This window comes from Streptococcus sp. HMSC072G04, assembly GCF_001813295.1.
Taxonomy (GTDB): Bacteria; Bacillota; Bacilli; order Lactobacillales; family Streptococcaceae; genus Streptococcus.
Genome location: NZ_KV812002.1, coordinates 5,754 through 19,731 on the forward strand (window position 1 = coordinate 5,754; position 13,978 = coordinate 19,731).

General features: G+C 44.5%; 11 protein-coding genes. All 11 read left to right on the forward strand.

Features of this window, described 5'->3' with window-relative positions:
- Positions 1 to 1,899, forward strand: a 1,899-nt coding sequence (locus HMPREF2904_RS00270; RefSeq protein ID WP_218108834.1) for an LPXTG cell wall anchor domain-containing protein, incomplete at its 5' end; no start/stop codon positions are given.
- 187 nt (positions 1,900 to 2,086) lie between these two features.
- Positions 2,087 to 3,091, forward strand: coding sequence for a sugar transferase (locus HMPREF2904_RS00275; protein WP_070659278.1), 1,005 nt, complete (start codon positions 2,087 to 2,089; stop codon positions 3,089 to 3,091).
- Positions 3,092 to 3,315: 224 nt separating this feature from the next.
- Positions 3,316 to 4,533 carry an accessory Sec system protein translocase subunit SecY2 gene (secY2, locus tag HMPREF2904_RS00280; protein ID WP_049491744.1) on the forward strand — a complete coding sequence of 406 codons (1,218 nt, stop codon included), beginning with the start codon at positions 3,316 to 3,318 and terminating at the stop codon, positions 4,531 to 4,533.
- Between the two features lie 8 nt (positions 4,534 to 4,541).
- Positions 4,542 to 6,131, forward strand: a complete 1,590-nt coding sequence (gene asp1, locus HMPREF2904_RS00285) for an accessory Sec system protein Asp1 (RefSeq protein WP_070659280.1) — start codon at positions 4,542 to 4,544, stop codon at positions 6,129 to 6,131.
- On the forward strand, positions 6,124 to 7,668 hold the full coding sequence (gene asp2 / locus HMPREF2904_RS00290; RefSeq protein ID WP_070590204.1) for an accessory Sec system protein Asp2: 1,545 nt from the start codon (positions 6,124 to 6,126) through the stop codon (positions 7,666 to 7,668). The genes asp1 and asp2 overlap by 8 nt, the downstream gene beginning before the upstream one ends.
- The gene (asp3, locus tag HMPREF2904_RS00295; protein ID WP_049491737.1) at positions 7,665 to 8,135 is read left to right on the forward strand and encodes an accessory Sec system protein Asp3; all 471 of its coding nucleotides are present in this window, start codon (positions 7,665 to 7,667) and stop codon (positions 8,133 to 8,135) included. The genes asp2 and asp3 overlap by 4 nt, the downstream gene beginning before the upstream one ends.
- A 25-nt stretch (positions 8,136 to 8,160) precedes the next feature.
- The gene (secA2, locus tag HMPREF2904_RS00300; protein WP_080934963.1) at positions 8,161 to 10,545 is read left to right on the forward strand and encodes an accessory Sec system translocase SecA2; all 2,385 of its coding nucleotides are present in this window, start codon (positions 8,161 to 8,163) and stop codon (positions 10,543 to 10,545) included.
- Positions 10,546 to 10,556: 11 nt separating this feature from the next.
- Positions 10,557 to 12,071: an accessory Sec system glycosyltransferase GtfA gene (gene gtfA / locus HMPREF2904_RS00305; protein WP_070659282.1), complete on the forward strand. Its 1,515-nt coding sequence runs from the start codon at positions 10,557 to 10,559 to the stop codon at positions 12,069 to 12,071.
- Entirely contained in the window at positions 12,055 to 13,410 is a 1,356-nt protein-coding gene (gene gtfB, locus HMPREF2904_RS00310) for an accessory Sec system glycosylation chaperone GtfB (RefSeq protein ID WP_070466663.1), read from the forward strand. The genes gtfA and gtfB overlap by 17 nt, the downstream gene beginning before the upstream one ends.
- Positions 13,394 to 13,594 (forward strand): accessory Sec system protein Asp4, encoded by a 201-nt coding sequence (gene asp4, locus HMPREF2904_RS00315; protein WP_023919249.1) that lies wholly within the window; start codon positions 13,394 to 13,396, stop codon positions 13,592 to 13,594. Before gtfB ends, asp4 begins: the two co-directional genes overlap by 17 nt.
- A 1-nt stretch (position 13,595) precedes the next feature.
- Entirely contained in the window at positions 13,596 to 13,820 is a 225-nt protein-coding gene (locus tag HMPREF2904_RS00320) for an accessory Sec system protein Asp5 (protein ID WP_003003038.1), read from the forward strand.
- Positions 13,821 to 13,978 lie beyond the last annotated feature (158 nt).

Consider the following 13,978-nt stretch of genomic DNA (forward strand, 5'->3'; position numbering starts at 1 on the left):
TCGATGAGCAAAAAGCTGTCAGAATCCGTTTCAGCCAGCCAGTCTGAGTCGTTGATTCAAGCATCAGTTTCTGCCAGTCAGTCAGAGTCACTGGTTCAAGAATCAGTTTCTGCAAGTCAGTTAGACTCGTTGGTTCAAGAGTCAGTTTCTGCGAGCCAATCCGAGTCGTTGGTACAAAAATCAGTTTCCGCGAGTCAGTCAGAGTCGTTGGTTCAAGCGTCCGTTTCTGGAAATGAATCAGAATCGCTAGTCCAAGAATCGATCTCCACAAGCCAATCAGAATCCTTAGTTCAAGCGTCGGTTTCATCCAGCCAATCGGAATCGCTGGTCCAAGAGTCGCTTTCAGCCAGTCAGTCAGAGTCGTTGGTTCAGACATCTGTATCGGCCAGCCAGTCCGATTCGCTGGTTAAAGAATCAGTTTCAGCTAGTCAATCAGACTCGTTGGTTCAGGCATCTGTATCGTCTAGTCAATCAGACTCGTTGAATCAAGAGTCAGTTTCCGAAAGTCAATCGCAATCTACTTCTGATATCGAATCTAAGTCTCAAATTACAGAATCTATGTCCTTTTCTCGTTCTGATTCAATGAGTCAGTCGGAATCGCAAGTATCGACTGATTTGCAATCAACATCATTGAGTCAATCAGACTCGTTGGTGCGAGAGTCAGTTTCTGCGAGTGAATCGGAATCATTGGTTCGGGAGTCTGTATCGGCCAGTCAATCAGAGTCGCAGGTTCAAGTCTCAGTATCTGCTAGCCAATCGGATTCGTTGGTTCAAGCATCTGTATTGACCAGCCAATCAGAATCGCTAGTTCAAGAGTCGATTTCAGCTAGTCAATCAGACTCGTTAGTACAAGAATCCGTTTCGGCAATTCAATCCGACTCCTTGGCCCAAGCATCCGTTTCAGCAAGTGAATCAGAATCGCTAATCCAAGAGTCGATCTCAACTAGTCAATCCGAGTATTTGGTTCAAGCGTCCGTTTCTACTAGTCAGTCCGACTCGTTGATTCAGGACTCCGTTTCAGCGAGTCAATCCGATTCGCTAGTCCAAGAGTCGATCTCAACTAGTCGATCCGAATCTTTGACCCAAGCATCCGTTTCAGCAAGTCAATCCGAGTCGTTGGTCCAAGAGTCAGTTTCTGCCAGCCAATCAGACTCGTTGGCTCAAGTATCGGTATCGGCAAGCCAATCAGAATCGGCAAGCCAATCAGAATCCTTGGTTCAGGCCTCGGTATCTGCCAGCCAGTTCGACTCCTTGGCCCAAGCGTCGGTTTCAGCTAGCCAATCAGACTCGCTGGTACAAGAATCAGTCTCAGCAAGTCAATCAGATTCATTAGTTCAAGCTTCTGCTTCGACAAGCGAATCGGCTTCAACTTCTCATGTCGTAGCTGCATCGCAGGTTTCAGAGTCTGGATCGTTCTCTCGATCCGTTTCTGAGAGTCTATCTGCTTCACAATGGACATCCCATTCAGAATCTCTAGCATCAACATCTGTTTCAAAATCAGACTCCTATAGCCAATCAACTTCGCTCCTTTCAGCAAGCGAATCGGCTTCAACGTCCATGCCAGTATCTGAATTTCCTTTGACGAGTGTTTCAGATTCTATAAGCGCATCATCAACAGAGAGTCAATCCTTATCGCAGGAAATTTCTGAATGGATCAGTGTGTCTTATGCGTCAAGTTTCTCTGCTGTGACAAGTTCTTCGGAGTCTGTCGTGTCTTCGTTAGACACCTCTTACTCAGAATCTCCATCAGATGCAAGCTCGCTAAGTGCGACACGTTCTTCAGGACCTGCTCTTCCAGAGACAGGTGCCCATCCTTCATCTAATATTCTTGCTACAGGAGCTTCCATTCTTCTGTCTGGATTAGCCCTTTTAGGAATTCGGAAAAAAGATGGCAAATAAAACCTTAAAAGACCGGAATGAACCGGTCTTTTATTGATCTAGAATGTCTAAGAAGTTGGGAAATATGTTATAATGAATGAGGAAGTTTTCGTTGAGGGATATGAAAAAGGTTACTTTGTGAAAAGCTCTGTTTGCCTTCATATCTTCAGAAAATATGGGATTAAAAAAGAAGAGTCAGAGGAAAGAGATGAAAATCCATTTTACAAATTTATTCGGGCAATCTTCGAAAAGTGTTGCCCTGATGGCACAAAACGATATTATGAATGTCGTTCGTGAACTTGGGGTTAATGAACTAGGGATCTACTTTTATGATCATAGCAATGAACCAGCTAGCGAATTGAACTCGCGGATGGATGGGATTTTAGCAGGCGTTGCTTTTGGGGATATCGTCTTCGTTCAATCTCCTTCTTGGAATGGAATTGAGTGGGACCGCCGTTTGGTTGATAAGTTAAAACTCCTTCAAACCAAGCTGGTCATGTTTATCCATGATGTTCCACCACTCATGTTTGAGAGCAATTATTACCTAATGCCTAACTATATCGACATGTACAATCAGAGTGATCTTGTCGTTGTTCCGTCAGAGCAAATGTACCATCGTCTAGTATCAGAAGGGCTCACAGTGAAAAAATATGTGGTCCAAAAGTTGTGGGATTTGACCCACAGTTTGGATCTCTATACTCCGCAATTTGAGAAAAAACTGATCTTCTCAGGGAATCCGTCGCGTTTCCCACATATCATCGATTGGAAATATGAGACACCCCTTCATGTCTATACCGAACCAGTTGAAGGAGTCGATTATTCTAAGGTCCATATGGAAGGCTGGCGGACCAAGCAAGAGTTGCTTCTCGAGCTTTCCAAGGGTGGTTTTGGGCTTGTCTGGGGAAATTCTGAGAATCCTGAGGATGAGCGGGATTACTACAAAGAAAATATTTCCTACAAACTATCAACTTATCTATCTGCTGGTCTTCCAGTAGTAGTGCCAGACTATTTGTCAAATGCAGACTATATTCGAGAAAAAGGGCTCGGTTTTGTAGCCTCCAGTCTTGAAGAAGCCAATCGTTTGGTCCAAGACTGTACAGAAGAAGAGTATGCCCAAATGGTCCGAAAGGCTCAATATACTTCTTATTTGATCCGCAATGGCTATTTTACAAAGAAATTATTTGTCGATACCATCATGGCTTTAGGAGAATAATATCCAAGTAAACAAGATTCTTCAGATAAACATCTGAAGGATTTTTTGTTGAATACGGTACCAAATGGGGAAATTGAAATATTATCAAATATTAGTGACAAATGAGTTTGGAAAAGTCGCAAATTATGGTAAAATAAGTTGAGATAAAATGCTCTAAAGGCACATATTTAAAGGCTGTTTCCCTGGTGAAAGAGTCAAAATGAGTAAGAGAAAGTTTAAAAGAAATGTTAAAACGATCTGAAGTAGGAAAGAGATTTTGTTGGACGATATTTTTCGTCTTTATTTATGTTTTGGGAAGTAAAATTTCCCTGCCTTTTGTTGACTTATCAAAGGCATTGAGACTCAATGAGGGAACGACAACGGGCTTGCAGCTCTCAAGCGCTGTGATGGGGGGAAACCTCCGCGGAATGTCGATCTTTTCGATCGGTCTATCCCCATGGATGTCTTCCATGATTTTGTGGCGGATGTTTACCGTTTCAAAACGCTTTAACCTTGAAAAAACCAGCACGGAGATTGTGGAGCGGCGAAAGATGTACGTGACCTTGGCGCTCGCTATTGTCCAGTCTTTGGCAGTGGCCATGTATCTCCCCTTGAAGACAGGGTTGAACTCCGGACTTGTCATTGCAGTCAATACCATGATTATGGTAGCCGGAGCCTTCTTTTTAGTTTGGCTCTCCGATCTAAATGCCGCTTTGGGGCTTGGAAGCTCTGTTGTCATCATGATGGCTGGGATGGTTATGTATCTGCCAGAAGACGTGATGCAGACCCTTTCAAATGTCAATAATATCCCAGAAATCGCTTATATTCTGGGCGTGATTTTCATCTTGATTTTTGTCTATGTGGCAGTCTTGGTGGAATATTCCAAGTACCAGATTCCTGTCAATAAATTAGGAATCCACAACAACTTGAAAAGTTATACTTTTTTGGATATCAAGCTCAACCCGGCAGGAGGGATGCCCTTCATGTATGCCATGACCTTGGTGTCCATTCCTCAGTATGCTATGCTCTTGATCTTGTCAATGGATTCCAATGCCAAGTGGGCTGCTCGTTTAGCCAAACACTTGGTGATGGGAGATCCGATTTGGATCCTTCTTTACATTCTGATGATCGCCCTTCTCTCTTTTGCTTTTGCCTTTGTCAATGTGAACGGAGAAGAAATTGCAGATAAGATGATGAAGGCTTCCGAGTATATCGATCATGTCTATCCTGGAGCAGATACACGTCGCTATATCAATAAAATTGTGCTACGCTTGACGGTTTTTGGGACCTTGTATCTGATCCTCTTCACGGCGCTTCCTTTTTCTCTCTTGTTATGGGATAAAGATCTCTTGCGCTTGACCATGATTCCAGGAACCTTCCTCATGTTTGTCGGGATGATTTACAATATCCGAGAAGAAATTCGTGCCCTTCGTGTGAATCAACGTTATACAAGAATATTCTAGGAGTAACCATGTATTATTTTGTACCAGCCTGGTATGGAACGGAACGCATCTGGCAGCAAACAGCTACCCCTTGGTACTGGATGCGAGAGTCCATTGAATTTGACGATACCATTAATCAAGTTCGTATTTTTCAAGAAGCAGAAATGGATCGGATCTTATTGTTGCCTCAATATAGTCCACAACTGCGCTATTTTTTGCACCGCCAAGATTTGTTAGAGACAGATGTGCTCTCGATTTTTGATAAGATCCAACAGGTTCCGTCTGATTTGGCTATGCGCCCAGTTCAGCTTCAGGACATCGAATGGCCAAGTGAGACCACTTTTTCCTATACTCCCTTTTTGGTGATGGCATTTCGTAAGGGCCACCACCTAGCGAAAATTGATATGGGAGTGGATGGAAACCTTCTATCTTTGACCCGTTATAAGAATGACGAGATCAGCTACATCGAGTACTTAGATGATCGTGGCTTTATCTCTAGTCGAATCTACTACAATGAGGGGAAACCTTATTTCCAAGAGTATCTGAGTTTTGATGGGCAATGGGTTTTGAGAGAGATGTTGATCGAAGAGAACCACTCCGTCATGGTCAATGAAGCTTTCTCTCATGCCTTCAAAAAAGAAAGCTATGCCAATATGGGAGACGTTGTCGCTGAAAAAATGAAGGAGCAGCTAGCAACCTTGGTTCCAGGACGAGATCAGTTGGTTTTGGCAGCTCATCCAGCAAATTTGGCTTTTTTACAAGATACGGCAAGTAGCGTCAAGAAAGTCTTGTCTTTCTATGGGGATCGTCAGCCCTTGTCTGCTGAAAACTTTGCCCTCTATTTTGATATGATTGATGCCCAACTCTTGATTACAGATAGTGAAAAAACCAAAGAAGCGATTGGGGTCTTTTCCCCTAGCTTGGCTCAAAAGACACACCGGATTACCTCTTTTGACTCCCGCCTTCGTTTGGGATCTAGTCAGGAGCGCAAGGAATCGAAGATTTACTTTTATGTCAATGAAGCCGAGCTTCCAAGTAAGAGCCAGCTCAAGAAGGTTCTGGAGGTCTTGGCGCAACATCCTTTATTTGAAGTTGTTTTTGCATTTTACAATGGATCACCGGAGCGTGTTAAGGAATTAGAAGGGCAACTCGAGGAATTGATCGCTAGCGAGCAGGACTTGCATCTGGTTCAATCACCAGCCCAAATGGAAGGGCTTGGGGAAAACCAGATCATCGATGAAGAGTCTGTACAAGACGCACCGGACTATCGCTTTGTAGTTAAGAATTTTTCAAATGAAAATGACATTATTCAAGAGTTGGAAAAAACACGCTTGATCGTAGATTTAAGCGAGGAACCCAACCTCTATACGCAGATTGCAGGGATCTCTGCTGGGATTCCTCAAGTCAACCGCGTCCAGACAGAATATGTCGATCATTTGAAAAATGGTTATGTCTTATCAAAGGGAGACAAGGAATTAGAGAAGGCGATTACTCACTTTTTATTGGAATTGAAGCCTTGGAACGAAGCCTTGGTCTACTCGATCGAAAAAATTCAAGAATACACCGGTCAACGCTTGATCGAGAAATGGGAAGGATGGATGAAAGAACGTCATGGATAAAAAATTACAAATACCCCATATTCTCCAAATCGGCTCAAGCAGTTGGCGAGATCAGGTGGAGCTTCCTGCTGGACTAGGCTGGCACTTTTTTCAAGCTGCCGCTCTTCCATCGCTCAAAGAGTATATGGAAGAAGAGGAAATCTCCAAATTCAAAGCCTTGATTCTAGAAAAGCCAGAAGATTTACTAGCTCTAGGAGAAGACCTGGCTTATTTCCAGCCTTATACCGTTTTTTATGATCAAAGCTATGAACTAGAGGCGCCTTCTGACGAATTGGCCCACCTCTTAAGGCTCAAGCAAGCAAGGTCCTGGGATTTCTCAAACAAGCATCAATTTCTCTATGTCTTAGAGCGCTTTTTATACGACAATCAATATGGAGATGCCTTTACGGTTCGTGACCTGCGAGTGAGACCGGATTTTGCTGGCCAGCAAACGGTGCTGGGGCAACATTTTCTGAAGTTAGATGGATCTTACGGTGAAGAGTTTACACCGATTGCTCAGTGGGTCTACAACTACGTGTATGATGCTAGTCGTCCCATCAATTTTTGGTTGGAATATGAAAAAGATCCAAGCTGTCAGCTGCAATTGCGGATTCAATTTTACCGCTTTGGTGCTCTGGGAGAGTGGGTCAAAGATGCAGTCTTTTCAGAAGAAGAGATGGCACAACCACTAGAATTGGATGGAGCAGAACCTTATTACCTAGCCTTTTCGCTGGAAGCAAAAGGAGAAGGGACGCTTACGATCGGAGCCTTGCATAAGCGCTTGTCACATGGTCCTTTAGGAGAGATGACCGTAGGAGCTAAGACGCTACGGGACCACAAACGCCAAGAAATTTTTGCTTATTTCCATCCTGGCGATATGAAGCCGCCTTTAAACATTTATTTCTCTGGGTATCGCCCGGCCGAAGGTTTTGAAGGGTTTGGGATGTTGCGTGCGATGGGGAGTCCCTTTATTCTCTTTTCTGACCCAAGACTGGAAGGTGGATCCTTCTATATGGGCTCAGAAGAATTGGAAAATCAAGTCACTGCCTTTATTGATCAGCACTTGGACTTGCTCGGCTTTGAGCCAAAAGATATGAATTTCTCAGGCTTGTCCATGGGGACCTTTGGTGCCCTTTACTATGGTGCCCTTTATTCTCCTCATGCGATCTTGGTCGGAAAACCCATTGTCAACCTGGGGGATGTCGCTGCCAATCTGAAATTTAAACGTCCAGATGAGTTTGGAACATCCCTAGATATGATGCAGTTGATCATTGGTCAAGTGTCGCAAGAAGGGATCGGTCAGCTCAATCAACGCTTCTGGGACCGGTTTAACCAGGCAGATTTCAAGGATACGATTTTAGCCCTTGCCTATATGAGGGATGATGACTATGACCAGCAGGCTTATCCAGATATTTTAGAGGCCTTGTATGAATTGCCGGTTCGTATTATCAGCACTAGCCGTGCCGGTCGACACAATGATGCGAGTGGTCCGATCATTGAGTGGTTTGTGACCCAGTACAAAGAAATCATGGAAAGAGACTTTGGAAGAAACCAATGATAAAAATAAAAGAAAATGAAAGCAGACGAATCTACTGGGGCGATACTGTTCTAGCAGATTATCTTTGGGGGTCGACCATTCAGGCGACTGCCCAAGGAAGCGTTCAGTTTCAGAACCCCCTCATGCCATCTGGTCAAGTGCTGAAAACTTGGCATTCGCAGACAAATTTTGGCGCAACTCGTCAAATTCCGAGTCTGCCCCTGCTCAAAAGAGAGCAAGATTATGAACTGGTTATCACGATGGAAGCGACTCCCGCTCATACCGTTATGGTAGAAATCATCTTTAAAGATCGCTTTGGAGAGGTCGTTGGCCGTCGAGTAACCGCAGAAGGTCGCTTGCCGTTTACCTATCCAGATCAAGCATACGCCTATGAAGTACGCTTGCTCAGTGCAGGTTTGCAAGAGTTTACCTTCCACTATTTCACGATTCAACCAATATCGTCTGAGGGAGCAGAAGTTCTCGAATAGACGAACATCACTGCAAAAAAAGAGGATTACATTGGATTACGTTAAATTAAGAAACATCAAAAAAATCTTAAAAGAAGTCAATAGCTGGAAGGATGACATGGCCCGCTTGACGGATCGACAACTACAGGAGAAGACTGTGGAATTTCGGGAACGTCTAGCTAAGGGTGAGACCTTGGATGATCTCTTGCCGGAAGCATTTGCGGTTGCGCGGGAAGCTGATAAACGGGTCTTGGGCATGTTTCCTTATGACGTGCAAGTCATGGGAGGAATTGTCCTCCACCAAGGCAATGTCGCTGAAATGAATACCGGTGAAGGAAAGACCTTGACGGCAACTATGCCGGTTTATCTCAATGCCTTAGAGGGCAAAGGGGTCATGGTTATTACGACCAATACCTATCTGGCAACTCGGGATGCAGAAGAGATGGGACAGGTCTACCGCTTTTTGGGCTTGACTGTTGGAGTTCCCTTGAAACAATCAGAAGACGAAGAATTAGATCCAGAAGTCAAACGGGAGATTTACCGGTCAGATGTCATTTATACGACTAATACTAGTCTGGGCTTTGACTATTTAACAGAGAACTTGACGGCTTCTGCAGATGGCCAGTTTTTAGCAGACTTCAATTACGCCATTGTCGATGAGATTGATTCGGTGCTTCTAGATAGTGCCCAGACTCCCTTGATTATTTCTGGTTCTCCTCGGGTTCAATCTAACCTATATGGGATTATTGATACCCTGATCCAAACCTTCAAAGAAGGGGAAGACTTCAAGTTTGATGAAGAAAAGAAACGAGTTTGGTTGACTCGAAAAGGAGCTCATGCAGCAGAAGCCTTTCTAGCCATTCCCAACCTCTATGATCCCCAATACCGTGACTTGGTCCGCCATATCAGCCTAGCCCTGCAGGCCAATAAAAACTTTATTAAGGATAAGGATTATGTCATTCATCCCAATGTTGAAGGGCAACCGGAGATTGTCTTACTAGACCAGGCGACGGGTCGCTTGATGGAAATGACCCGCTTGCAAGGAGGACTCCACCAGGCGATTGAAGCCAAAGAGGGTCTCAAACTGACCCAAGAAACACGGGCCATGGCTTCTATTACTTACCAAAACCTCTTTAAGATGTTTCGGAAGTTGGGAGGCATGACCGGGACTGGGAAGGTCGCTGAGGCAGAGTTTCTTGATACCTATGCCATGTCAGTGATCAAGATCCCAACCAATCGTAAGAAGATCCGCAAGGATTTGCCGGATGAAATCTATCAGACCTTGCCGGAAAAAATCGTGGCTTCCCTGGATTATGTGAAGAAGGTCCACGAAAAGGGCAATCCGATCCTGGTCTTTGCCGGATCCGTTGAGATGTCGATTCTTTATTCGAATCTTCTTTTGCGGGAAGGGATTCCTCACAATCTTCTCAATGCTAACAATGCTCCTCGAGAGGCCCAGATCATTAAGGAGTCTGGTCGAAAAGGTGCTGTGACGGTTGCGACCTCAATGGCCGGTCGGGGAACCGATATCAAGTTGGGACCAGGAGTCGCTGAGTTAGGTGGCTTGGTGGTTGTCGGAACTGAGCGCATGATGAACCAGCGGATTGACCTTCAAATTCGGGGACGTTCAGGTCGCCAAGGAGATCCCGGTTTGACCAAGTTCTTCGTCTCATTGGAAGACGATTTGATGAAAAACTGGGGGCCAGACTGGATCCAGGATACCTATCAAGACTATGATGTGGATGAGCGGATTGGTTCAGCTAAAGCTCTGACCAAGCGCAAGTATAGAAACTTGGTGGAACGGGCTCAAAATGCTAGTGAAAGTTCTGGTCAGGCCAGTCGTCGGATGACGCTAGAATTTGCGGAAAGCATGAACATTCAGCGTGCCATCGTCTACGAAGAGCGCGACCGCTTGATCAAACAAGAAGGTCGCTTGGACGACATCGTTGAAAAAGTTCTTCGTTCCGTCTTTTCAAGCGTAGCCCATAAAAAAGAATACAAGGAACCGGTAGCTTTTTATCGCTATATGTTAGACAATGTGAGCTACCAAGTAGATCCGGAAAAGGCCCACCAAACCTTCCGTAGCAAGAAAACCAAAGAGAATTTCTTATGGGAGATTGCTAAAAGCGAGTTGGAAGCTAAGTATGAGATCTTAGGCACCGATGAGGTGATCGCCCAATTCCAGCGCATGGCCATCCTAAAAGCTATCGATGAAAACTGGGTCGAGCAGGTAGACTATCTGCAACAATTGCGCATGGCGCTCTCTGGTCAGTACACCAGTCAGAAAAACCCTTTGGTAGAATTTTTCCAAGAAGCCTACCAATCCTTTGAACGAATGAAAGAGGCGGCCAAAGAACAAATGGTCCGCAATCTCTTACTGAGTCGAGTAGAAATCAATAAAAAAGGGGAAATTGTCTTGCATTTCCCATAAAAGAGGACATTATGACAGTATACAATATCAACCTTGGAATCGGTTGGGCCAGCAGTGGTGTTGAGTATGCCCAGGCCTACCGTGCCCAGTTGTTACGCAATATCCATCAACCAGCCAAGTTTGTCTTTATGGATATGATCCTAGCCGATAATATCCAGCATTTAACAGAAAATATCGGTTTTAAAAATGATGAAATCATCTGGCTCTATAGCCATTTTACGGATATAAAAATTGCGCCAACGACCTATACCATTGATCAGGTCTTAGCAGGATTTGCCGGAAAACCGACTCGTGAAGAAGTCGATGGAAAGATCAAGCGCTTCTTTTATGAGGACCAGGACAACTTTTTAACCTGCTACCTGCGCGAAGAAAACAGTCCCTATGTTGAACGCTGTGAGTACGTGTCTAGAGGAATTTTGGTGAGAAAGGATTATTTCTCCTATACCCGCTATTGTACCGAGTACTTCATTCCTAAGAACAATCAAGCCAATTTGATTGAGCGCCGTTTTTACAATGAAGACGGGACGGTTGCCTACAGCATGCAGATGGCAGATGGCCGCGAAATTTATCGTTTCCCAGATCGTTATCTGGTTGGTCGCCAAGAATTGATCCGATACTTCATGCAAACTCTTCAATTAACCAAACAAGATCTGGTGATTTTGGATCGGGAAACCAATATTGGTCAGCCTATCTTTGAAGAAGCGCAAAAAGCCCGCCTGGGCGTGGTCGTCCATGCTGAGCACTTCAGTGCCAATAATGTTGATGATCAGTATATCCTGTGGAACAACTACTACGAGTACCAATTTACCAATGCAGACAAGGTGGACTTCTTTATTGTTGCGACTGACCGCCAAAAAGAAATCTTGACCGAGCAGTTTGCTAAATACACCAACCATCAGCCGGCTATCTATACCATTCCAGTTGGGAGTCTTGCTAGCTTGCCACAAAACGAAAATCGTACCCCGTTTTCTATGATTACTGCCTCTCGTTTGGCGACAGAAAAGCATATTGACTGGTTGGTGCGAGCAGTGGTTCGCGCCAAAAAAGAATTGCCAGAACTGTCTTTTGACATCTATGGAAAAGGTGGAGAAGAAGGCAAGCTGCGTTCTCTGATTGATGAATTGGGGGCGGCAGACTATATCCATCTCAAAGGGCATGCTAATCTAGAGGAAATTTATAAGAATTATGAGGTTTACCTGTCAGCGTCGACCAGCGAAGGCTTTGGGTTGACCTTGATGGAGGCGATCGGTTCTGGTCTTCCGATAATCGGTTTTGACGTTCCTTATGGCAACCAGACCTTTGTTACAGAAGGTAAAAATGGCTATCTCATTCCGCCTTCAGCAGATCAAGTGGTCGACCAGATCGCTTCTGCCTTTGCGGAAAAAATGATCCAGCTATACAAAAAAGATGATCTAGCCAGCATGCGTCAAGCATCTTATGCGCGTGCAGAAGACTTTTTGACCAGCCGAGTAGAAGAAGCTTGGGCACAATTGATAGAAGAGGTGACACATGCTGAACGTATTTGATAGTTATTCTCGTGAAAGCCAAGACTTGCTCCACTCTATGAAAGAGTCTGGCTTTGACCACCCGACCGTTGTTTTGGAGCCAAATGGTTTCTTACCAGACGGTGTCGAGTCTCCATTTATCTATTTCTTAGGACAAGCAAAAGGAGAGAAGCGGGGACGCTACTTTAATGAAGTTCCAGTTCCTGATTTCTGGGAAGTTTCTGGGGATAATAGTTCGGGAAAAGTGACCTACTATGGTCAAGAAAAGGCTCGAATTGTGTACCACGCTGCTTCCTACAAACGCATCGTCGAGCGCTTAGAGTGGTTAGATGACAAGGGACAAGTGGTCATGATTGAGCACTACGACCAATACGGTCGTAAGATTGCCGTAACGACTTGTGGCGATCAGGGACAGTATTTGGTGACTACTTATTTTGAAGGGGATACCGAGCGCTTGACAGAAAATCACCAAACAGGGGATTTGATCTTGACCTTGGACCATCAACCCATGCGAATTTTCAAGAATCGCTTAGATTACTTTGTCTTTTATCTAGAGTATCGTGGTTTTGATCTAGATGGTTTGGTCTACAATACGCTGGCTACCTCCTTTAGCATTAGTCTCCAGCTGGGCAATAAAGGCATCAAAGGACGCGACGTCCTGGTGTGGCAAGAGCCTCTTCACGACAGCCTTCCGGGCAACATGCAGTTGATTCTAAAGAGCCCAGAAATCCGGACCAAGAAGATCTTGATTCCGCAAAACGCGACCTATCATCGTGCTTTGCAGTTGACCTCGCAAGATCAGCATAGCTATTTTGGTCCCCTTGGCTACCTGTATGATTTCAAGGTGAAAGACGATATCCGTAAAGACGCCTTTGTCTTGACCAATTCGGATCAGATCGAAGCCTTGACCTACCTAGTAGAGAACTTGCCAAATGTGACCTTCCGTGTAGCAGCTTTGACGGAGATGTCTGCGAGCCTCTTGTCTATGGTCCGCTACCCAAATGTGGTCTTGTACCAAAATATCAGTCAAGAGCGGATCAAAGAGTTGCTTAAGGTCTCTAGTATTTATCTGGATATCAACCACTATGCAGAGGTACAAGGCATTGTTCGCAAGGCCTTCGAACACCAGCAAGTCATCCTTGCCTTTAGCCATACCCTGCATGACCGCCACTTCCTCGCACAAGCCAATATCTTTGATCAAGGAAAAGAAGCAGATATGGTGTCCCGTATCCAGGAAATCTACCAATCTGTGGATAACTACAGAGAAGCCGTTGCGCAACAAATTGCCCAATCAAGTAGCGTTGAGCCAGCTGTTTTCAAAGCTCGCTTGCAAGAAGGGATAGGTGGATACAGTGAGTGATCGTAAGAAAGATTTATTTTACAAAGAAGTAGAAGGACGGATGGAGTCTCTCAAACGCCGTCCTGCCGAAAAAGAAAAGACGACACGTTCTGAAAAGATCAATGTTACTTTTAATGTGATCATTGGTTTGGTGATTCTGCTGGGAGTTATTTTTACCCTCTTCAGAGTGTTAGGAGGATCCTAAGATGGAAATGGTATTTGCAATCGGGATCTCGATCTTATCCCTCGCTCTTGTGGTTCTGATCACCCTGCAGCCTCGCCAACAACAATCGCTCTCAACAGATGCGACCAGTAACCTAGGAAAACCAAGTTACTGGCGGTCTCACCGTGGACTCAAGCTAGCGACCCTCGTTGTTAGTATCGTCTTTCTCGTATCCTTATTTCTTTATATGATGGTCGTACAGGCCTAGTCTTTAATAGAATGGATAAAAAGAAGTTAGAATGTAGACAAACTATTTTAAATTAAAATAAGTTAAGCGATTCTGCAAAAAAACAAAAATGAGTTCCATTTTTAAAATCGATTCAAGAAAATACCGAAACTTTCCGCTGTGAGAAAAGTGCCTGAAAC

Excerpts from the sequence above, each read along its gene's own strand:
- HMPREF2904_RS00275 (WP_070659278.1), top strand. The coding sequence starts at position 2,087 with ATGAAAATCCATTTTACAAATTTATTCGGGCAATCTTCGAAAAGTGTT.
- asp2 (WP_070590204.1), top strand. The coding sequence starts at position 6,124 with ATGGATAAAAAATTACAAATACCCCATATTCTCCAAATCGGCTCAAGC.
- asp3 (WP_049491737.1), top strand. The coding sequence starts at position 7,665 with ATGATAAAAATAAAAGAAAATGAAAGCAGACGAATCTACTGGGGCGAT.
- asp1 (WP_070659280.1), top strand. The coding sequence starts at position 4,542 with ATGTATTATTTTGTACCAGCCTGGTATGGAACGGAACGCATCTGGCAG.
- gtfB (WP_070466663.1), top strand. The coding sequence starts at position 12,055 with ATGCTGAACGTATTTGATAGTTATTCTCGTGAAAGCCAAGACTTGCTC.
- HMPREF2904_RS00320 (WP_003003038.1), top strand. The coding sequence starts at position 13,596 with ATGGAAATGGTATTTGCAATCGGGATCTCGATCTTATCCCTCGCTCTT.
- secY2 (WP_049491744.1), top strand. The coding sequence starts at position 3,316 with ATGTTAAAACGATCTGAAGTAGGAAAGAGATTTTGTTGGACGATATTT.
- gtfA (WP_070659282.1), top strand. The coding sequence starts at position 10,557 with ATGACAGTATACAATATCAACCTTGGAATCGGTTGGGCCAGCAGTGGT.